This window comes from Chlamydiota bacterium, from assembly GCA_016178055.1.
Classification (GTDB): domain Bacteria; phylum Auribacterota; class JACPWU01; order JACPWU01; family JACPWU01; genus JACOUC01.
Genome location: JACOUC010000058.1, coordinates 1 through 19,753, shown reverse-complemented (window position 1 = coordinate 19,753; position 19,753 = coordinate 1). Strand labels below are relative to the sequence as shown.

The 19,753-nt window shown below is 41.0% G+C and carries 19 protein-coding genes; 17 read left to right on the top strand and 2 right to left on the bottom strand.

Features of this window, described 5'->3' with window-relative positions:
- Positions 1-167: 167 nt before the first annotated feature.
- Positions 168-464, top strand: a complete 297-nt coding sequence (locus HYS07_08630; GenBank protein MBI1871241.1) for a hypothetical protein — start codon at positions 168-170, stop codon at positions 462-464.
- Positions 465-532: 68 nt separating this feature from the next.
- Here HYS07_08630 and HYS07_08625 read toward each other — a convergent pair whose 3' ends face one another.
- Both HYS07_08625 and HYS07_08620 read right to left on the bottom strand, forming a co-directional pair.
- Positions 533-961 carry a hypothetical protein gene (locus HYS07_08625; protein MBI1871240.1) on the bottom strand — a complete coding sequence of 143 codons (429 nt, stop codon included), beginning with the start codon at positions 959-961 and terminating at the stop codon, positions 533-535.
- Positions 962-982: 21 nt separating this feature from the next.
- On the bottom strand, positions 983-1,930 hold the full coding sequence (locus HYS07_08620) for a TIGR01212 family radical SAM protein (GenBank protein ID MBI1871239.1): 948 nt from the start codon (positions 1,928-1,930) through the stop codon (positions 983-985).
- Between the two features lie 382 nt (positions 1,931-2,312).
- On the opposite strand from HYS07_08620, the gene pyrR reads away from it, so the two are divergent.
- The 16 genes from pyrR (at position 2,313) to HYS07_08540 (ending at position 19,554) form a co-directional block, all read left to right on the top strand.
- Entirely contained in the window at positions 2,313-2,840 is a 528-nt protein-coding gene (gene pyrR, locus HYS07_08615; GenBank protein MBI1871238.1) for a bifunctional pyr operon transcriptional regulator/uracil phosphoribosyltransferase PyrR, read from the top strand.
- 49 nt (positions 2,841-2,889) lie between these two features.
- Complete coding sequence (locus tag HYS07_08610) at positions 2,890-3,813, top strand: aspartate carbamoyltransferase catalytic subunit (protein MBI1871237.1); 924 nt, start codon at positions 2,890-2,892, stop codon at positions 3,811-3,813.
- A 123-nt stretch (positions 3,814-3,936) separates the two neighbouring features.
- The gene (locus tag HYS07_08605) at positions 3,937-5,256 is read left to right on the top strand and encodes a dihydroorotase (protein MBI1871236.1); all 1,320 of its coding nucleotides are present in this window, start codon (positions 3,937-3,939) and stop codon (positions 5,254-5,256) included.
- A 17-nt stretch (positions 5,257-5,273) separates the two neighbouring features.
- Complete coding sequence (gene carA / locus HYS07_08600; GenBank protein MBI1871235.1) at positions 5,274-6,380, top strand: glutamine-hydrolyzing carbamoyl-phosphate synthase small subunit; 1,107 nt, start codon at positions 5,274-5,276, stop codon at positions 6,378-6,380.
- A 240-nt stretch (positions 6,381-6,620) separates the two neighbouring features.
- Entirely contained in the window at positions 6,621-7,322 is a 702-nt protein-coding gene (locus tag HYS07_08595; protein ID MBI1871234.1) for an endonuclease III domain-containing protein, read from the top strand.
- A 117-nt stretch (positions 7,323-7,439) separates the two neighbouring features.
- The gene (carB, locus tag HYS07_08590; GenBank protein MBI1871233.1) at positions 7,440-10,715 is read left to right on the top strand and encodes a carbamoyl-phosphate synthase large subunit; all 3,276 of its coding nucleotides are present in this window, start codon (positions 7,440-7,442) and stop codon (positions 10,713-10,715) included.
- Positions 10,708-11,499: a dihydroorotate dehydrogenase electron transfer subunit gene (locus HYS07_08585; GenBank protein ID MBI1871232.1), complete on the top strand. Its 792-nt coding sequence runs from the start codon at positions 10,708-10,710 to the stop codon at positions 11,497-11,499. The genes carB and HYS07_08585 overlap by 8 nt, the downstream gene beginning before the upstream one ends.
- Before the next feature lie 13 nt (positions 11,500-11,512).
- Positions 11,513-12,427: a dihydroorotate dehydrogenase gene (locus HYS07_08580; GenBank protein MBI1871231.1), complete on the top strand. Its 915-nt coding sequence runs from the start codon at positions 11,513-11,515 to the stop codon at positions 12,425-12,427.
- Positions 12,424-13,140 carry an orotidine-5'-phosphate decarboxylase gene (pyrF, locus tag HYS07_08575; GenBank protein ID MBI1871230.1) on the top strand — a complete coding sequence of 239 codons (717 nt, stop codon included), beginning with the start codon at positions 12,424-12,426 and terminating at the stop codon, positions 13,138-13,140. Before HYS07_08580 ends, pyrF begins: the two co-directional genes overlap by 4 nt.
- Positions 13,141-13,207: 67 nt before the next feature.
- Positions 13,208-13,786: an orotate phosphoribosyltransferase gene (locus HYS07_08570; protein MBI1871229.1), complete on the top strand. Its 579-nt coding sequence runs from the start codon at positions 13,208-13,210 to the stop codon at positions 13,784-13,786.
- 177 nt (positions 13,787-13,963) lie between these two features.
- Positions 13,964-14,842: a YicC family protein gene (locus HYS07_08565; GenBank protein ID MBI1871228.1), complete on the top strand. Its 879-nt coding sequence runs from the start codon at positions 13,964-13,966 to the stop codon at positions 14,840-14,842.
- Between the two features lie 21 nt (positions 14,843-14,863).
- Complete coding sequence (gmk, locus tag HYS07_08560; GenBank protein MBI1871227.1) at positions 14,864-15,499, top strand: guanylate kinase; 636 nt, start codon at positions 14,864-14,866, stop codon at positions 15,497-15,499.
- Positions 15,496-16,056 (top strand): bifunctional phosphopantothenoylcysteine decarboxylase/phosphopantothenate--cysteine ligase CoaBC, encoded by a 561-nt coding sequence (gene coaBC, locus HYS07_08555; protein ID MBI1871226.1) that lies wholly within the window; start codon positions 15,496-15,498, stop codon positions 16,054-16,056. Before gmk ends, coaBC begins: the two co-directional genes overlap by 4 nt.
- 147 nt (positions 16,057-16,203) lie before the next feature.
- Positions 16,204-16,854 carry a phosphopantothenoylcysteine decarboxylase gene (locus HYS07_08550; GenBank protein MBI1871225.1) on the top strand — a complete coding sequence of 217 codons (651 nt, stop codon included), beginning with the start codon at positions 16,204-16,206 and terminating at the stop codon, positions 16,852-16,854.
- Positions 16,855-16,874: 20 nt separating this feature from the next.
- Entirely contained in the window at positions 16,875-18,164 is a 1,290-nt protein-coding gene (locus HYS07_08545; GenBank protein ID MBI1871224.1) for a GHKL domain-containing protein, read from the top strand.
- Position 18,165: 1 nt separating this feature from the next.
- Positions 18,166-19,554: a sigma-54-dependent Fis family transcriptional regulator gene (locus tag HYS07_08540; protein ID MBI1871223.1), complete on the top strand. Its 1,389-nt coding sequence runs from the start codon at positions 18,166-18,168 to the stop codon at positions 19,552-19,554.
- Positions 19,555-19,753: the final 199 nt, after the last annotated feature.

Sequence of the window (19,753 nt, the reverse complement as noted above, 5' to 3'; positions counted from 1 at the left end):
GACCGATGACCGAACACCGATGAACAAAGTTGAACAGTCTCTCATTAATTCACAAATATGTGAGGTAATGAGTTCATCCATAATATTTATCCTCTAATTAAGATGATATGTATCTCATTGATAACCAAGCTGTTAAGAATTTATAATCAATCAGAAGCTAATAGGGCATGGCCTATGCTCTATTAACGAGCGTAGGTGAAGGAAGAGGGGGAGAAAGAAGAGGAAAAATGAAAGCGTATGTGATAAGTACGATGTTTGCTTTCATGCTGACTTTCTCTCAACTGAGTATGGCGCAGCAGGAGACGGGGCAGGATTTTTTGAGCCTTCTCAAGAGTGAACTTGGGAACAATGACAAGGCAATCTCGACCGATATTAAAATGAATCGGGATATGGGAAGGTCTAATAAGCCTCAATTTGATCGCAAGTTTGTGTTTTCGACTCAGGATTTGAAGAGACGAGCTTAATGAAGTTGTTTCTCTCACTCCTGATGAAAGAAAAGTCTATTCCTTCCAAGAAGAAGTATGTCTTCCCTTTATCCATTCATCTTTGAAAACAGCTTTGCAATTTCTGGATCATTCATCACCGATGCAAATTTGGGATGGGTAAAAATTTTTGAAACATTCCCCGAGCTTGCGAGTTTTTGAAAAAGGGGATCGCTCATCATTCTTTTGACTTTTGGATTATTCATGAGTGTTTTGTAATCCTCCGTTTGCTTTAACTCTTCAGGCGGTTTGATTTCTTTCATGAATTTCATGAGGGAAGGATCTTTCATGATGGAGGCAAATTTGGGATGAGTCGCAATTTTTGCCATGTCTTGTGTTTTAGAGAGTTTCTTAAATTCAGGATCTTTTAAAAGCTCCTTCATTTTTGGGTGACTCCTCATTTCTTTAAAATGGTCGTCTTTCATGAGGCGACGCATCTCTTTAAATTGTTGTACCTTTTCTTTAATTTTTCTGAACATGATTTTTCTCCTTATTTTCTTTTAGATGTGGGGATTACTTTCAAAGATGGAGGATAGCTTCCCTTGATGAGACCCTCTTCTTTCAAATTCCTTTTCAATCGTTTGAATAATTTTTGCTTTCTCAAGGGTCCAGGACGGAGCCAGTAATTTTCCGGAAGTAGAGCTTCCGGCCAGGCGCTGAACGATCATGGTCTCTGGAACACGTTCAAGAAAATCTACGACGAGTTTTGCGTATTCATCCAACTCAAGGACTGAGATGAGCCCTTTTTTCCACTGATTTTCCATGGGGGCACCACGCAAAATATGTAAGTGATGGAGCTTGACGGCATCGACATTGAGTTCGGTGAGTAGCTTTGTCGCTTTTCTAACCATGTGATCCCAGTCATCGCCAGGAAGGCCAAAAATCATATGGGCGCAAATTCTGAATCCCAAGCGCTTCATGAATTGAGCAGCTTCTACAAAGGATGCTGAGTCATGCCCTCGATTCACGCGTTTCAGGACTTCATCATTTGTCGTTTGAAGGCCCAACTCCAACCAGAAATAGGTTTTTTGATTGTATTCTTGGAGAAGTCCTACAATATGAGGGGGGAGACAATCGGGCCGTGTGGCGACATCTAAACCGACAATATCTTCAACTGCCAATGCTTCGTCTAGAAGTTTTTTTAATTGATCCGGTTCGGTATAAGTCCCTGTGTAAGCTTGAAAATAGGCGATAAACTTCTCGGCGCCAAAGCGTTTCTTCATGAAGTGTTTACCGTCTTCAAGCTGCTGACGAATCCCTAAAAGGGCCCTTTCTTGCCCCGGGCCAGAGCCATCTAAATCGCAGTAAGTACAACCCCCTATTGCGAGCTTCCCATCTCGATTTGGGCAAGTGAACCCCGCGTCTAATGTGATTTTATAGACCGGAACCCCAAATTGCTCTTTGAGGAATTTTGAAAAGGATCGATAGTAGTTTTGAGTCTCATTCATAAGCCTCTAGAATATGTGAAAACGTGGCATGACGCCACAAAATTAAACCCAAAAAATATAAAATGTTTGACATTCATGATGATGATATCTATAGTAGAGAAAACCTTTTAATTCTAGCCCTGTGAGGTTAGGAAAGGAGATTCAATCATTAAATACAGCGAGCCCTTTGTACTTGAAAAGAGGGCTTTTTTTATGCCCAAAAATAGCTATCAAAACGAGTCCACAGTCGACAGTCAATGGTCGACAGTTCTAAATGAACTATTTATTTTCTATGGACTGTAGACCGTGGACCATGGACTCATTTTCATCCACATCGGGTGGACAAATTGTTTATGGTGACAACTATGAAAATAACTAAATACTAACGGTTATAGAGGTGGGCATGGAAAAATCAAAGTTGATGGATGCTCAAACGCTGAGTCGAACGCTGATGAGAATTTCTCATGAAATTTTAGAGCGAAATAAGGACTTGTCCAATTTGGTTTTAATTGGAATTCAGACGCGTGGCACACATTTGGCCAAGCGGATTCAAAAAAATTTATCGACAATTGAAGGTATTAAAATTCCCATGGGGTACTTGGATATTAGTCTTTATCGGGATGATCTTAACCAAAAAGGGGCTGAAATCAAGGTTCAAAAAACAGAGATTTCGTTTGATCTTAATGGGAAAAATATCATTTTGGTGGACGATGTCCTTTTTTCAGGCAGAACGATTCGAGCGGCAATTGATGAACTGATGGATTTTGGCCGGCCTGAGCGGATTCAGTTGGCTGTTTTAATTGATCGAGGACATCGGGAACTCCCCATTCGTCCTGATTATGTGGGAAAAAATGTTCCTACTTCGCTTAAAGAAGAGATTCAGCTTTTTTTGACAGAGGTCGATGGAAAAGATGAAGTTGAATTAAGATAGGGATCATCGTTAAACGATAAGGGTAAGAAGAGAAGGATAAGAGGCAAATATGAAATGGAATCGTAAACATCTTTTAGGTTTGGAAGATCTCTCTCAAGAAGAGATTGAATACATCTTAAAGACAGCAGAGTCTTTTAAAGATATTTCGATTCGGCCGATTAAAAAAGTTCCTGCCCTTCGAGGGAAAACGATCGCGACCGTTTTTTTTGAGCCTAGTACTCGAACTCGGACCTCTTTTGAATTGGCTGCGAAAAGACTCAGTGCGGACACCTTGAGTATTACGGCTATAGCAAGCAGTGTGGTGAAAGGGGAATCCCTTAAGGATACGGTTCGGAATTTGGAAGCACTGAAAGTAGATTGCATGATTGTGAGACATGAGTGCTCGGGCGTTCCTCATTTGATTTCACGTTATCTCGAGGCTTCGGTGGTCAATGCGGGGGATGGATCTCATGAGCATCCTACACAGGCTCTCGTTGACCTCTTTACAATTTTAGAGAAAAAGAAAACATTAGAAGGTTTGAAGGTCGTGATTGTCGGAGATATTTTGCATAGTCGTGTGGCCCGCTCCAATATTTTTGGGATGACAAAATTAAGAATGAACGTTCAAGTGGTTGGGCCTCGGACCCTGATTCCAAAAGAAATTGAGAGACTCGGGGTTTCCGTGTCGCATCGACTCGATGATGTCATTCCTGAAGCGGACGTACTCATGTTTTTAAGAATTCAGAGTGAACGGCAAAAAAAGAATTTATTTCCTTCTCTTCGAGAATATTCTGAAAATTATGGGATGAGCATTCAACGTCTAAAAAATACAAAACCTGATTGTTTGATTATGCATCCGGGCCCCATTAATCGTGGAATTGAGTTGGCAAGCGAAGTTGCGGATGGTCCCCAGTCGGTCATTTTGGATCAAGTGACCAATGGGTTGGCGGTAAGGATGGCGGTTTTATTTTTAGTAGCAGGCGGAGGGGAATAAGTAATATCAAAAATCAAATTTCAAAATTTAAAATGACATATCAAAAATCAAAAAGTTTTCAGCGCTTGTGCAATAGGGATTCATTTTGATTTTTGCGTTTTGATTTTTGATTTAAAGGACAATATGTCAACATCACTCTTAATTCAAAAGGGTCGCATCGTCGATCCCTCTCAAAATATAGATGAGGTTTTAGATCTTTTGATTGAAAATGGAAAGATTCAGAAGATCGCGAAAAATATTTCAGCGGGTGAAGTTGAAATATTTGATGCTCGAGGAAAAATTGTGGCCCCTGGTTTTATTGACCTTCATGTCCATTTTCGCGAGCCGGGTTTCGAGCATAAAGAGACGATTCTGACGGGGATGAGATCGGCTGCCATGGGAGGTTTTACGGCTGTTTGCTGTATGCCCAATACCGAGCCAGCCATGGATGAACCAGGAACGGTTGGCTTTGTTCTTTTAAAGGCTAAGGAAGGAAATTTGATAAGGGTTTATCCCATAGGAGCCGCAACGCGAGGCCGTGAAGGTAAAGTAATGACGGAAATTGGGCATCTTAAAAAAGCCGGTGTGATTGCGATCAGTGATGATGGTGAACCTATTTATGATGCTTATATGATGAGAAGGGTAATGGAATATGCCCACATGTTTGGTCTTAAGGTGATTGATCACTGCGAAGATAAAAATCTCTCGCAACAGGGAGTGATGAATGAGGGGTACATGTCCACTTTGTTAGGACTCACAGGGATCCCGAGTGTAGCGGAAGAAGTGATGGTTATGCGAGATATTCTGATGAGTCAATATACCCAAATACCGGTTCATCTGGCACATTTAAGTACGCGTGGATCAGTTGATCTTGTCCGTTGGGCGAAGGCCAAAGGGCTTCCTGTGACGGCAGAGACGGCTCCTCATTATTTTAGTTTGTCGGATGAAGAAATGACTTCTTATCGAACAGAGTTTAAAATGAATCCACCTTTAAGAACAAGGGAGGATGTGAAGGCAATTCAAGAGGGATTGAAGGATGGCACCTTGGATGCGATTGCGACGGATCATGCCCCTCATCAGGAGGTCGAAAAAGAAGTGGAGTTTGATATGGCTCCTTTTGGCATTATTGGACTTGAAACCTCGGTAGGTTTAGGGCTTAATCATTTGGTTCATCCAGGAATTTTAACGCTTTCTAAGTGGATTGATAAAATGTCTTGCCGCCCCGCCCAAATTCTAAATCTACCGGGTGGAAATCTGAGGGTAGGAGAAAATGGAGATGTTACGATTCTTGATTTGGGAAAGGAATGGAGTGTAGGAGAAATTCCTTTTGAATCGAAGAGCAAGAATTCTCCGTTTAGGGAAATAAAGTTGAAGGGAAAGGCGGTTGGGACGATTGTGGGGGGGCGTGTGGTGATGAGGGATGGAGAAGTAATATCAAAAATCAAAGATCAAAAATCAAAATGACATTGCAAATATCAAAAATAAAAGCAATTTTGGTTTTAGAAGATGGAACGGCCTTTGAAGGAAGTTCTTTCGGCTCAACAGGTGAAAAAACGGCAGAAGTCGTTTTTAATACCAGTATGACGGGTTATCAAGAGATTCTGACGGACCCTTCTTATAAAGGCCAGATGGTGGCGATGACTTATCCTTTGATTGGAAATTATGGGGTGAATGAAGAAGATGTGGAATCAAAGTCCCCGCAGGTAGAGGCGTTTATTATTCGGGAGTTATGCCGAATTCCCAGTAATTGGAGGTCGACACAGGGCTTAGGTGATTATTTAAAAAAACATGGCATCATTGGGATTGAGAATATAGACACACGGGCTCTGACCCGTATTTTAAGAATGCGAGGGGCCATGATGGGGATCATTTCTACAAAAAATTTTGACAAGAAAAAGCTTTTTGAAAAATTAAAATCGGTACCTGGAATGACCGGCCAAGATTTAGTCAAGGTTGTAACGACCCCAAAATCCTATTCTTATAACGAGAAGGGTCAATATAAAGTCGTTGCAGTAGACTTCGGAATTAAAACCAATATTTTGCGCTGTTTAGAATCAGTCGGTTGTCAAATTCAGGTGGTTTCAGCAACTGCATCTTCTGAAGAAATTCTTTCTCATAAACCTGATGGCCTTTTTTTGTCGAATGGGCCGGGGGATCCTGCCGCTGTGACCTATGGGATCGGTACGGTTCGAAAACTTTTAGGTAAACTTCCTGTTTTTGGGATTTGTTTAGGGCATCAAATTTTAGGTTTGGCTTATGGAGGAAAAACCTACAAGTTAAAATTTGGGCATCGTGGGGCCAATCAGCCTGTGATGGATTTAATCAGTAGAAAAGTCGCTATCACTTCTCAAAATCATGGTTTTGCGGTGGATATGGGAACGCTTAATCCTGAAGAAGTAGAGCTGACCCATATTAATTTGAATGATAAAACAGTGGAAGGGATGCGCCATAAAAAATTTCCCATTTTTTCCGTTCAGTATCATCCAGAGGCGAGTCCAGGTCCTCATGATTCGCTGTATCTTTTTGAGAGTTTTAGGGAAATGATGGAGGAAGAAAAATCAAATATCAAATATCAAAAATCAAAATGACAAATTAAAATCCAAAAATTTTATAACGCAGGGGAAGGGAAACATTTTAGATTTTGGGTTGTCATTTTGCATTTTGATTTTTGGATTTTGAATTTGCTATGAAAGTGAGGCTCATTTTGTAGTCGCCCCATTTATGGAGCCGTCTCTTGACCCTTGCATGGATTTGCCCGATAAATCGGGCGACTACAAAAAAAGAACTTTCATAGTACACGATGATCTCGAAGGATCATTGGAATTGCTATGGGCACAATATGTTTGAGAAAAGAAAGTGATTTATTTAATATCTATCAAATGCTCTATCGCAAGCTAGGCCCTCAACACTGGTGGCCGGGGGATACACCTTTTGAGGTTGTGGTGGGGGCTATTTTGACTCAGAATACGGCCTGGACGAATGTGGAGAAGGCAATTGGAAATATTAAAAAAGAAGCGTCGCTTTCCTTTGAGGCAATGAGGAAGGTCTCAAGTCATAAGATTGCAAGGTGGATCAGACCCTCGGGTTATTTTAATTTAAAAGCTAAGAGGCTTAAGGCTTTTTTAAACTGGCTCTATCAACGTTGTGGCGGAAGGCTTGAAGAGCTTAAAAAAGAGAAGACGGCGGATTTAAGAAAAGAATTATTAGAGGTGTATGGTATAGGGCCAGAAACAGCCGATAGTATCTTGCTTTATGCCCTCGGTCGAAAAAGTTTTGTGGTGGATGCTTATACCAAGAGAATTTTTTCCCGTCATGGATTTATCCATGAAAATGCGCTTTATGAGGATGTAAAAAGTATTTTCGAAAGCGCTTTGCCAAAAAGTCTAAAGATATACAATGAATTGCATGCCCTCATCGTCAATGTTGGGAAAAATTTTTGTAGAAAAAAGCCGTTATGTCATTTGTGCCCTTTGGAGAAGGACTTATTGAAAATCAAGAATCAAAAACCAAAAATCAAAATGACAATGTAAAAATTAAAAATGATTCCTTGCAGGGTGCTGGAAAATTTTAAATTTTGATCTGTCATTTTGCTGTTTGATGTTTAATTTTGATTTAAAACTGGACTGCGAATTCTTTGGAGAGAGTGTATGCCACGTCGAACAGACATTAAAAAAATTCTTATTATCGGTAGCGGCCCGATTGTGATTGGGCAGGGGTGCGAGTTTGATTATTCAGGAACCCAAGCCTGTAAAGCTTTAAGAGAAGACGGGTTTGGGGTGGTTTTGGTGAACTCCAATCCTGCAACGATTATGACGGACCCTGAGTTTGCCGACAGGACGTATGTTGAGCCTGTGACTGCGGAAGTTGCGGAAAAGATTATAGAAAGAGAAAGGCCTGATGCCATTCTTCCCACTTTGGGTGGACAGACGGCTTTGAATGTGGCGGTAGAACTTTTTGAAAAGGGTCTTTTGGCTAGATATGACGTTCAAATGATCGGGGCCAATTATGAGGCCATTAAAAAGGCGGAGGATCGTGAGCTTTTTAAAAAGGCCATGATTAAAATTGGTTTAGAGGTCCCTCGTTCTGGATTTGCGACCACGCTTGAAGAGGCACGGCAAGTCGCCAAAGAAATTGGGTCTTATCCTTTGATCATTCGGCCCAGTTTCACTTTAGGAGGATCGGGAGGTGGGATTGGTTATAATGTTGAAGAATTTGAAATCATTGCTGCACGAGGTTTGGAATATAGCCCTGTGAGCCAGATTCTCGTTGAGGAATCAGTCATTGGATGGAAAGAATTTGAGTTGGAAGTGATCAGGGATAAAAATGATAATGTGGTCATCATTTGTTCCATTGAAAATTTTGATCCCATGGGGGTTCATACGGGGGACAGTATTACTGTGGCTCCGATTCAGACTTTGACGGATAAAGAATATCAAAAGATGAGAAATGCTGCGATTGCGGTCATTCGCGAGATTGGGGTTGAAACGGGGGGATCTAATATTCAGTTTGCGATGAACCCTCAAGATGGCAGAATGCTTGCCATTGAGATGAATCCTCGTGTTTCAAGGAGTTCCGCTTTGGCCTCGAAGGCGACAGGTTTTCCTATTGCCAAGATTGCTGCAAAATTGGCCGTGGGTTATACTCTGGATGAAATCTCAAACGATATTACCAAGGAAACACCCGCCTGTTTCGAGCCTACCATTGATTATTGTGTAGTCAAAATCCCTCGGTTTACATTTGAAAAATTTCCGGGGGCTGATCCCACTTTAACCACTCAAATGAAGTCGGTGGGAGAGGTGATGGCGATTGGACGGACCTTTAAAGAGTCGTTGCAAAAGGCCCTGCGATCTTTAGAGATTGGACGAAAGGGATTGGGTTTTGATGGAAAGGATAAAGATGATTCCATCGATGAAATTCGTAAGGGGTTAATTCTCCCCAATGCCAACCGCATATTTTTCATCAAGGCTGCTTTTGAAAAGGGAATGAGTGCAGAGGAAATTTATGGGATGACGAAAATAGACCGGTGGTTTCTTCTTCACATTGAAGAAATAGTAAAAAAAGGGCATCACTTAAAGGCTTTACATCGAAAGGGCGTGGCCTTTGATCAGATTTCGACTCAAGAATTATTTCAGGCCAAAAGCGATGGTTTTTCCGATGCTCAGCTGGCCTATCTTTTTGGAATGAAGGAGATCGAGATAAGAAAAATAAGAAAGGCAAAAGGGATCAAACCCAGTTTCAAATTGGTAGATACCTGTGCGGCGGAATTCGAAGCCTATACCCCTTATTATTATTCCACCTACGAGTTTGAAGATGAGGTTCATTGCGAGAAGCGAAAGAAAAAGATTATGATTTTAGGAGGGGGGCCCAATCGTATTGGTCAGGGAATTGAATTTGATTATTGCTGTGTTCACGCTGCCTTTGCCCTTAAAGAAGAGGGGTACGAGACTATTATGGTCAATTCGAATCCCGAAACGGTCAGTACGGACTATGACACTTCGGACAAACTTTATTTTGAGCCTTTGACGTTGGAAGACGTGATGGCGATTTATGAAAAAGAGGAATGTGATGGCATCATTGTCCAATTTGGAGGGCAGACGCCACTTAATCTTGCATGGGGACTGAAAGCTGAGGGAGCGAAGATTATTGGTACTTCTCCTGAGAGTATTGATGTGGCTGAGGATCGCAAACTTTTTAAGGATTTAATTGAACGGCTTGAACTTCGCCAGCCTAATAGCGGAACAGCTGTCGGTGTCGATGAGGCTGTTCAAATTGCAAATGAAATTGGCTATCCGGTTCTGGTTAGACCCTCGTATGTTTTGGGCGGGAGAGCGATGGAACTTGTTTATGATGAGACGAGCCTTCGTAATTACATGTCTCGGGCGGTGGAGGCCTCTTGCGAAAGGCCCATCTTAGTTGATAAATTTCTGGAGGACGCCATTGAAGTGGATGTGGATGCAATTTCGGATGGTGATACTGTTGTAATAGGGGCGATCATGGAGCATATTGAGGAGGCCGGGATTCACTCGGGGGACAGTGCATGTGCCATTCCTCCCTTTTCTCTTTCCAATGATTTAATGGATGAGATTCGTCAGACCACTTATCGCTTGGCCCTTGGGCTTCATGTCATTGGTTTGATGAATATTCAGTTTGCGATTAAAAATGACCGTGTATATGTTTTAGAGGTCAATCCCCGCGCCTCCCGAACGGTTCCCTTTGTCAGTAAGGCTATTGGAGTTCCTCTGGCCAAATTGGCGACGAAAGTCATGGCCGGTCAAAGTTTAAAGTCACTGAATTATACTCAGGAAGTAAAGATTAATCATTTTTGTGTCAAAGAGGCTGTTCTTCCTTTTGTGCGTTTTCCAGGTGTGGATATTCTTTTAGGACCCGAGATGAAATCCACGGGGGAGGTCATGGGGATTGATGAAGATTTTGGAAGTGCATTTGCCAAGGCTCAGCTGGCGGCGGGCCAGAAACTGCCCTTAAAGGGAAATATTTTTGTCAGTGTCAAAAATCAAGATAAGCGAGATATGGTTCATATCTCAAAAAGATTTTCAGATTTGGGATTTCAAATTGTATCTACATCCGGCACAGCCAAAATTTTAAGAAACAATGGTATTCCTGTTCGAGAACTTTTTAAAATTCAGGAAGGACGTCCGAATGTTCTTGATTTGATGAAAAATCAGGAGATTCACTTGGTGATTAATACCCCTCGAGGGAAAGGCCCCAAGGAAGATGAAAAATTAATTAGAGTCACAGCAACCTCACACCATATTCCTGTAGTGACAACTTTGCAGGGAGCTGCTGCGACGGTAAATGCGATAGAAGCTTTATTGAAGAAGGGAATTTGTGTTCAATCGCTTCAGGAATTTCATCAAATGGGACGCTCGAAGGCGTCTCACGTTTTGAGGGATGTTCATGTCTGAGAGAACACCGATCTTCTACGACCACGTTTCTCTGATGACTAATCATGAAGTGGCCCCCAATCATTTTGTCCTCACTTTCGAACATTCTAAAATGGCAAGTCTTGCCCAGCCGGGCCAATTTGTCATGATCAAACCTGAAAAGGGCAGTATTCTTTTGGGGCGTCCCTACAGTATTTTCAGAGTGGATGGTTCAAAATTATCCTTTCTTTATAAAATTTATGGAAAAGGCTCTCGTGAAATTTCGAGATTAAAACCAGGTGATAGCGTTTATGCCTGGGGCCCGTTAGGAAATGGTTTTCGCCCGACACAGACTAATGAATGGCTTTGGGTTGCAGGAGGCGTTGGCGTGGCTCCATTTTTATTTTTGGCTCAGCGCTCACCAAAGAATATTAAAATGAAACTTTTTTTTGGAATTAAAACGAGTGATCATGCCATTCTAAAAAATGAATTTGAAGAATTAGGATGTTCCGTGACTTTTGTCACAGAGGATGGAAGTTTAGGTGAAAAGGGATTTGTGACGGATGTTTTGAGAAAAGAATTGAATCAGGGTCCACGCACGACGATCGAGCTTTTCACCTGCGGCCCTCGTCTGATGGAAGCGAAAGTGGCCCAGATCTCTCGCGAAAATCATTTGCGATGTCAGGTTGCTTTTGAAGAATATATGGGTTGTGGTCTTGGAACTTGTATGGGGTGCGTTGTAGAATGTCATGACGGGAAGGCGAGTTATTACAAGCGTGTTTGCCGTGAAGGCCCTGTGTTTATGGCGGATGAAATGGTGTGGTGAGGTAGGAAAAACTATGAATCTTTCGGTTCAATTAGGGCGTCTTAAACTTAAAAATCCTGTCACTGTAGCTTCAGGAACGTATGGCTATGGAGAGGAGTTTAGTGAGCTGGTTGATCTTAATCAATTAGGAGGGATTGCGGTGAAGGGACTGACCCTCAAGCCTCGCAAGGGAAATCCGCCTCAGCGAATTGTCGAAACGCCCTCCGGAATGCTCAATTCGATTGGACTTCAAAATGTAGGAGTGGATACTTTTATCGAGAAAAAAATTCCATTCTTGAAAAAATTTGATACGCAAGTCATTGCCAATATCAATGGTGTTTCTGATGAAGAATATGAGGAATTAGCAAAGCGTTTAGAACCTATTCAAGAAGTGGCTGCTCTAGAGATTAATCTTTCTTGCCCGAATGTCAAAGAGGGAGGGATTCATTTTGGTTCGAAACCCGATAAAATTTATGAGGTGACCTCGCGAGTCAGAAAGGCTTTTTCAAGAGGTGTTTTGACCAAGCTTTCTCCCAATGTAACGGATATTGTTCCGATGGCCGAGGCAGTCGAGGCCGCAGGTGCCGATGGAATTTCGATGGTGAATACTTTGGTCGGGATGGCCATTGATGTTGAGAGGAGACAACCTGTATTAAAATCTATTACAGGTGGGCTTTCGGGGCCTGCCATCAAACCCATTGCTCTTCGAATGGTTTATGAAGTACATTCAAAGCTGGATATCCCCATTTTAGGAATGGGAGGGATTGCAACGGTTGAAGATGCCCTAGAGTTTTTAATGGCTGGAGCCACAGCCATTTCCATTGGTACGGCTAATTTTTATAATCCTTTGACTCCCCTTAAAATTCTCGATGGATTAAAGAAATATATGGAGAAATTTAATTTCAAAAAAATATCAGAAATTACAGGGTCTTTGAAGGTGAATCAATGAAAGAAATCTGTGAAAAAATCATTCTTGCGCTTGATCTTCCTGATCTTAAAAAATGTGAATTTGTTTTGGATGAATTAAAAGATTGTCTCAAGGTCGTGAAGATCGGATCCGCTTCTTTTTACCGTTTGGGGGAGCCACTCATTCAGTTGGTAAAGAAGAGAAATTTAGAAATTTTTCTAGATTTTAAATTTCATGACATTCCTAATACAGTGGCCGAGGCTATTGAAGGAGTGATCCCTTGGGGATTAAAGATGTTCACCGTCCATTTGTCGGGCGGCGCTGATATGCTCAAAGCATCCGTTAAGAGAACCCATGAAGCGGCATCAAAAATGGGTGTTTTAAAACCGATGGTTTTGGGGATCAGTGTCTTAACGAGTATTGATCAAAATGTTTTGAAAAGGGATTTGAGAATTCCTCTTCCTTTGGAAGAGTGGGTTTCGAATCTTGCAGGGCTAGCAAGAGAGTGTGGTCTAGATGGGATCGTTGCCTCAGCCCATGAGATTGAAAGAATTCGAGAGGTGGTGGGGAATGATCTTAAAATTGTTTGTCCTGGAATTCGGATGGCTGATGATGTGAAAGCGGATCAAAAAAGAACGCTTACGGTTGGAGAAGCTCTTAAAAGAGGAGCCGATTTTCTTGTGATTGGAAGGCCTATATATGAGGCTGCTCGGCCTCGTGAGATGTTTGAAAAGATTCTGTCAGAGGTAAGATGAGTTCGTTAAATGAAAATGAAAAATTGAAAATTGATAATTGAAAATTGATAAAAAAAAAGGGATTTGTATGGATTCTGATGTTCTCTTAAAACTTTTCAGAGAGAGAGCAGCTTTGTTAGAGGGTCACTTTGAACTGGCTTCAACTTGGCATAGCCCTTTTTATCTTCAATGCGCACGCGTTCTTCAAGACCCAGATTTAACCCATCGGCTTTGCGTGGAACTGATACATCCTTTCCAAGGGCAAAGAATTGACAAGGTCGTAGGACCTGCGATGGGTGGAATTATCATTGCTTATGAAACTGCAAGAGTTCTGGGAGTCCAGGCCATTTATGCAGAGAGGAAAGAGGCCGTTCTAGAGCTCAGACGGGGTTTTCAGATTGAAAAAGATGAAAATGTTCTTTTGGTAGAAGATGTTGTCACAACCGGTGGATCTATATTAGAATTATTTGATTTATGTCAGAATTTAGGGGCTAAAGTTGTGGGTTTCGCGAGTCTGATGGATCGCACGGGCGGGGAATTTCATTTTCCATTCCCTTTGAAATCTCTAGCTCAGGTTGATTTCCCAACCTATGAAAAAAATCAGTGTCCCTTGTGTGAGAAAGGGGTTCCAGTGGTGAAACCCGGAAGCCAGAAAATAAAACAGTAAGTAGTAAGAAGTAGGTAGTAGGTAGCAAAAAACAGTAGAAAGTAAGTAGTAAGTAGTAAGTAGTAAGTAGTAAGTAGTAGGTAGTAAGTAGGATAAATACAGTAATATAGTAAGAAGCAAGTCGGTTTCTACTTACTACTTACTTTCTACTCCTGACTGTTTAAACGTGGGGTGATTATGATTAAAAGCATGACGGGTTATGGGCGGGCTGAAAAAAAGAATAAGATGGGTAGTGTTGTGGTTGAGGTCTCCACGACCAATCGACGCTATTTAGAAATATCAATGGGCCTTCCCAAAGAATTATCTTCGCTCGAACAAGAATTAAAAAACATTGCCTCCCAATTTGTAAAGCGAGGGAGGTTACAGCTCCACATTGATGTTCAGCAATCTAGAGATACGATAGAATTTTCAATTGATCTGGATTTAGCTAAGAAATATGTCGAGGCTCTTCAAACCTTATGTGATGAGTTAGAACTCAAAGACGAAGTCACATTAAAAGATATGCTTTCGCATAAAGATATTTTATCGATTGAAAAACCCTCGATTGATTTGGATGAGATGAAAACCATTGTCTTTGAAACTGTGAATAGGGCGCTTGACGAGCTTTCGAAAATGCGTCATCAGGAAGGGGCCGCTTTGGCTCAGGATATTCTTAAGCGTCTGAGCATGATGGAAGTGAAGGTGAGGGAAATTCAATCGCTTGCGCCTTTGGCACTTCAGCGCTATGAGGCAAAATTAAGGAAGAAGCTTTCAGATCTTCTTTTAGAAAATCATGCCAACGAGGAACGAATTTTAAGAGAGGTGGCTCTCATGGCGGAGCGGCTTGATATTACAGAAGAAATTGTCCGTTTACTCAGTCACTTTGATCAATTCTTTAAAGCGGTTGAGACGAATCATGAGCCGATTGGACGACTTCTAGATTTTTTAACTCAGGAAATGAATAGAGAAGTCACCACCATTGCCTCCAAGGCCAATGATTTAGATATTTCTAAACTTACTGTCGAAATCCGAAATGAGCTTGAGAAGATCAGAGAGCAAGTTCAAAATATTGAATGAGGTTTCGTTCAAAAAACGTAAATGCATCAGTCAAAATCACTTAATGGTTTACTTCTGATTCTTTCATCTCCTTCGGGGGGAGGAAAGACGACTGTTCGTACACGGCTTCTTGAGCTCGTACCGGATCTCTATTTTTCTGTTTCTTGCACGACTCGAAAGCCACGAGTCGGAGAAGTGGATGGCAAAGATTACTCTTTTATCAGTCCAGAAGAGTTTGAAAGAAGAAGAGAGAAGAATGAATTTCTAGAACATGCTCAAGTCTTTCAGTATTCCTACGGGACCCCTGCCAAAGAGATTGATGAAGCCATTGATCGAGGGCAAGATGTTCTTTTAGATATTGATACCCAAGGGGCCTTGCAGGTCCGGTCTCAACGGCCATCGGTTCTTATTTTTATTCTGCCCCCTTCTCTTGAAACCTTGAAAGGAAGGCTTTATAGTCGTAAAACAGATAGCGAAAGCCAGATTATGATTCGCTTAAATGAAGCTCGCCGTGAATTAAAGTGTATTCTCAATTATGATTATGCGGTTGTTAATGATAATATTGATGTAACCGTTGAGAAAATTCGATCGATCATGATTGCAGAAAAACATCGTACTTCCCGTCAAAAACCTTTCATTGAAAAATTGCAACATTCAATCTTAAAAGGTGAAGCATGAGGTCTAAAGAGACTTTAAAAGGAAAAAAAATTCTGGTAGGGATTTGTGGTTCTATTGCTGCTTATAAATCCTGCGAGCTTATACGAACCTTAGTGACTGAAGGGGCTTCAGTCTATGTCCTTTTGACTCAACATGCACTCCATTTCGTGACGCCTCTGACGCTTAAAACTCTTTCGGGTCATTCTGTAATTCAGAGTGTGCTTGATGAAGAGGACTTTGCCAGTATGATGCATACTCAAATGGCCCACTGGGCGGATTTGGTGGTGGTGGCTCCGGCTACAGCAAATATTATAGGAAAGGTTGCAAGCGGGATTGCCGATGATGTCATTACAACCACTATGATGGCGACGAGGAAACCTGTGATTTTTGCTCCTGCGATGAATGATCAAATGTACGAGAATCCAATTGTTCAGGAAAATATTCAAAAATTAAAATCTCATGGATACTTTTTTGTTAATCCTGAAGTAGGTTATCTTGCTTGTGGTTATGAGGGAGTGGGAAGACTGGCTTCGTTAGAAGCCATTTTAAAAGAGGTTCAGAAAAGGATATCAAATTAATATATGGAATTAGTCCATGGTCTATGGTCTACAGTCCATAGAAATAAAGACCTTTACTGTTGACCGTCGACTGTTGGCGGTGGACTCTTTTCGTTCACTTGGGCGGACAAAGCTTATGATGATATCAATGAAAATGATTTAATTCATATGAGAAAAAGCCTTCCGCGTATTCTTGTCACCGCAGGCCCCACACGTGAGTATTTAGATCCAACCCGTTTTATCAGCAATCCCTCGAGTGGCAAAATGGGTTATCTCATTGCTGAAGAAGCTTGGAGATTGGGTTGTTCCGTTCTTTTGATTTCAGGCCCAACCTCTCTAAAACCTTTACCGGTTAAAACCCTTCATGTCGTTTCAGCCAGAGAAATGTTCAAAGTCCTTCAAGCAAATTTTCGAGATTGTGATGTCCTGATGATGACGGCAGCGGTTTCGGATTTTCGTCCGAAAAGTTATTCTCCCCATAAAATAAAAAAAGAAGGATGTTCTAGAATTGTAGAACTTATTTCTAATCCAGATATTTTAGCTTGGGCCGGAAATCATAAGGGGAAAAAAATGCTTGTGGGTTTTGCTGCCCAGACCGAACGTCTTTTTGAAAATGCTCGGGAAAAGATGCTCGGAAAAAATTTGGATTTAATAGTGGCTAATTGCGTAGGTTTTCAAGACCGTGGTTTTGAGGCTAATAAAATTGAATTTTTAATTCTTGAACCTTCAACCATGAAAGTTCCCACTCGATTATGGACAAAGAAAAAGTTAGCAAAATATTTAGTCCGTAAAATGATAACCTTCTTTTCTGAAAAATAATCACTCGGATTCTTACTTCAATGGAAACTAAAAATCGTCAAATTCGAAGAATTTTGATTGTTGAAAAAATGATCATGATGCCGATCAAAGCGGCTCTTCTCTTCTTTTCTTTTCTCTTTTTTGGGTCTGGAAGTCAAGATACCACGCATCTTTTTTCAAAAAGTTTTTTGTTTTATCAAGCGGGCCTCTATTTAATGGCCAATGCCATTTTCTTTGTTGTTTTGACATGGGCTCAAGCTAGAAAATGGGGCGATTTATCAATTAAAACAGCCGCCTTTTTTCTTTCCATTATTGATAATCTTTATTTAAGTTTTTTAATTCCATTGACCGGAGGCCTTGAAAGTCCGATTTACTGGTTTTATACAGGATTGATGATTCGAAATGCCATTAATTTCCCTAAAATTCGAGTTCAAGGAATCATCAATCTTGCCTTTTGTATTTTTTATGCGGGAGCGGTTTATGTGGGGGAACGCGAAACAGAACTTTTCCTTCAAGAAATTTTTTACTTGAGAATCATTGTCTTACTCTTGGTTTCTATTTGCTGTTGGGGAATTTATGCGCTTATTCAACAGCGGGTGCTTAAAGATGAAGAAGAGAGAGAATTTCATTTAAGGCGGGAAAAAATTCATGCCATTCGGCGGTTGGCCGGAGAAATTGCTCATGGCCTTAAAAATCCTCTCACCATTATCAATAATGCGGCTTATTATCTCGAAAAGCATGTTACGGATGAATTATCGGATGTTAAGCAACATGTCACCATTATTCGAGAAGAAATTCACAGGTCCGATCGTATTTTGAGTCAAATCATGGATTATTCTAAATGGTCGAATGCAAAATTGACCAAATTAAATATTAATCAAGTACTGGATAGCGCGATCCATGAAATTCATCCTGAGACCACTTTCCCTAACATTCATATTAAGAAGCAGTATCAAAAAGATCTACCTTTCCTTTTTTTTGATGAAGGACATCTGAGGCAGATTTTTTCCAATTTGATCATCAATGCCTTCGAGGCTATTCAAGAAAAGGGAGAGGGACAGGGATTGATTACCCTTACTTCTTCTCTCGATGAAGAAAATGAAACACTTCTCGTTTCTGTTTCCGATACCGGAGTCGGGATGGATCTTCCTGATGTCAATAAGATTTACGATCCTTTTTTTACGACGAAGGAGAAAGGGACTGGACTTGGACTTTCTATTGTCAAAAACTTGATTGAAACCTATGATGGTTCAGTTGAAGTCGAAAGTAAAAAGGAAAGAGGAAGTACTTTTACCATTCGGCTTCCCATCGCGACAAAAAACCAGAGGTAGAATGAGTGCCATTTTGATTGTGGATGATGAAAAAAATATGCTGATTTCTCTCGAGGCTATTTTTCGAGACGAGGGCCTGGATGTTTTTGTTGCATCGAGCGGAGAAGAAGCCCTTCAGAAGATTCGAAGTAGAACTTTTGATTTGATGATTTCAGATCTCAAAATGTCAAAGATGACCGGCCTTGAATTGTTAGAGGAGGTGAAAAGGAAGAATCCAACAATGCCGATCATTCTCATTACTGCTTATGCAACTCCTAAATCTGCGGTTGAAACCATTAAAATGGGAGCATTTGATTACATTGCTAAACCTTTTGATCCTGAAGAGATTATTTTTTCAGTTCGAAAGGCTTTAGAATTTAAATCAATCCATGAGGAAAATCTCCAGTTGAAAGGAGCCCTTCAGGAGCGGAAAATTTTGGATGAAATTATTGGAGAAGACCCTGAAATGGTTTCGATCAGAGAGTTGATTCAGACCGTAGCTCCGACACAAGCAACTGTACTGGTTCAAGGGGAGAGTGGTACGGGAAAAGAAATCGTTGCGAAGGCGATTCATGAACTGAGTAGTCGTTCTTTAAAACCATTTATTCCCGTCAATTGTGCCGCGATTCCTGAGGCTTTGTTAGAAAGTGAGCTCTTTGGTCATGAAAAAGGGGCTTTTACAGGGGCTCTTTATACGAAAAAGGGAAAATTTGAATTGGCCGGAGGGGGTACAATTTATTTAGATGAAATAGGAGATATGCCTTTGTCTCTTCAAGCCAAAATTCTCAGGGTTTTAGAGGATGGAAAATTTGAGCGTGTAGGGGGGACAACCTCTTTAATGAGCTCTGACAGCCGAATCATTTCGGCAACGAATAAAGACCTTAAAAAAGAAATCACGGACGGTTCTTTTCGTGAGGATCTCTACTTTCGACTCAATGTCATGAGTATTTATATCCCTCCCTTAAGAGAAAGGGGTGCGGATATTCCTAAATTAGTTGAGCATTTTATACAGAAATTTAATCTCTCTTATTCAAAAAATATTATAGGAGTCGATTCTGAGGTGTTACAAATTTTAGGTCAATATTCTTGGCCAGGTAATATTCGAGAACTGAGGAATATTATTGAACGGGCCATGATTTTAGAAAAAGATCCAATCATTCGAAAAAAGTCTCTTCCTTCTGAACTCTTACATGCTGAGAAAAGTCCTTCTCAGACTTCGATTTTCTCTGACACGGTTGATTTCAAGTCAGCCGTTGAAACCTATGAAAAGGGGTTAATTGAATGGGCTCTTCAAAAGTATCAGAATCGAGTCAGCGCTTCTGCCAAAGCTCTAGGCCTTTCACGTCATGCCTTGAGACATTATCTTTTAAAATATTTTAAGGGGGAGAGAGAAGATGATAGTGGCGAATGATAACGGAATCGTGTTTCATTGTTGTTATCATTAACTTTCGGCCGAAAATAAGGTTCAGAGTTTAAGGTTTAAAGTTCAGTGCGCCAAGCAAGCCAACAAAAGCAAGCCGAAATAAGGAGCCTGAGTAAAGGCTAACCACCGACTCAGAACTGAACTCTGCACTTGGAGAGGCAACGAACCGAGTGAAGCCAGAGGGAAG

Bases quoted from the DNA above. Each gene is read 5' to 3' on its own strand.
- pyrR (MBI1871238.1), top strand. From the start codon at position 2,313: ATGGAAAAATCAAAGTTGATGGATGCTCAAACGCTGAGTCGAACGCTG.
- HYS07_08565 (MBI1871228.1), top strand. From the start codon at position 13,964: ATGATTAAAAGCATGACGGGTTATGGGCGGGCTGAAAAAAAGAATAAG.
- HYS07_08610 (MBI1871237.1), top strand. From the start codon at position 2,890: ATGAAATGGAATCGTAAACATCTTTTAGGTTTGGAAGATCTCTCTCAA.
- pyrF (MBI1871230.1), top strand. From the start codon at position 12,424: ATGAAAGAAATCTGTGAAAAAATCATTCTTGCGCTTGATCTTCCTGAT.
- HYS07_08630 (MBI1871241.1), top strand. From the start codon at position 168: ATGGCCTATGCTCTATTAACGAGCGTAGGTGAAGGAAGAGGGGGAGAA.
- gmk (MBI1871227.1), top strand. From the start codon at position 14,864: ATGCATCAGTCAAAATCACTTAATGGTTTACTTCTGATTCTTTCATCT.
- HYS07_08545 (MBI1871224.1), top strand. From the start codon at position 16,875: ATGGAAACTAAAAATCGTCAAATTCGAAGAATTTTGATTGTTGAAAAA.
- HYS07_08605 (MBI1871236.1), top strand. From the start codon at position 3,937: ATGTCAACATCACTCTTAATTCAAAAGGGTCGCATCGTCGATCCCTCT.
- HYS07_08540 (MBI1871223.1), top strand. From the start codon at position 18,166: ATGAGTGCCATTTTGATTGTGGATGATGAAAAAAATATGCTGATTTCT.
- HYS07_08620 (MBI1871239.1), bottom strand. From the start codon at position 1,930: ATGAATGAGACTCAAAACTACTATCGATCCTTTTCAAAATTCCTCAAA.
- coaBC (MBI1871226.1), top strand. From the start codon at position 15,496: ATGAGGTCTAAAGAGACTTTAAAAGGAAAAAAAATTCTGGTAGGGATT.
- HYS07_08570 (MBI1871229.1), top strand. From the start codon at position 13,208: ATGGATTCTGATGTTCTCTTAAAACTTTTCAGAGAGAGAGCAGCTTTG.
- HYS07_08595 (MBI1871234.1), top strand. From the start codon at position 6,621: ATGGGCACAATATGTTTGAGAAAAGAAAGTGATTTATTTAATATCTAT.
- HYS07_08550 (MBI1871225.1), top strand. From the start codon at position 16,204: ATGAGAAAAAGCCTTCCGCGTATTCTTGTCACCGCAGGCCCCACACGT.
- HYS07_08580 (MBI1871231.1), top strand. From the start codon at position 11,513: ATGAATCTTTCGGTTCAATTAGGGCGTCTTAAACTTAAAAATCCTGTC.
- carB (MBI1871233.1), top strand. From the start codon at position 7,440: ATGCCACGTCGAACAGACATTAAAAAAATTCTTATTATCGGTAGCGGC.
- HYS07_08585 (MBI1871232.1), top strand. From the start codon at position 10,708: ATGTCTGAGAGAACACCGATCTTCTACGACCACGTTTCTCTGATGACT.
- HYS07_08625 (MBI1871240.1), bottom strand. From the start codon at position 961: ATGTTCAGAAAAATTAAAGAAAAGGTACAACAATTTAAAGAGATGCGT.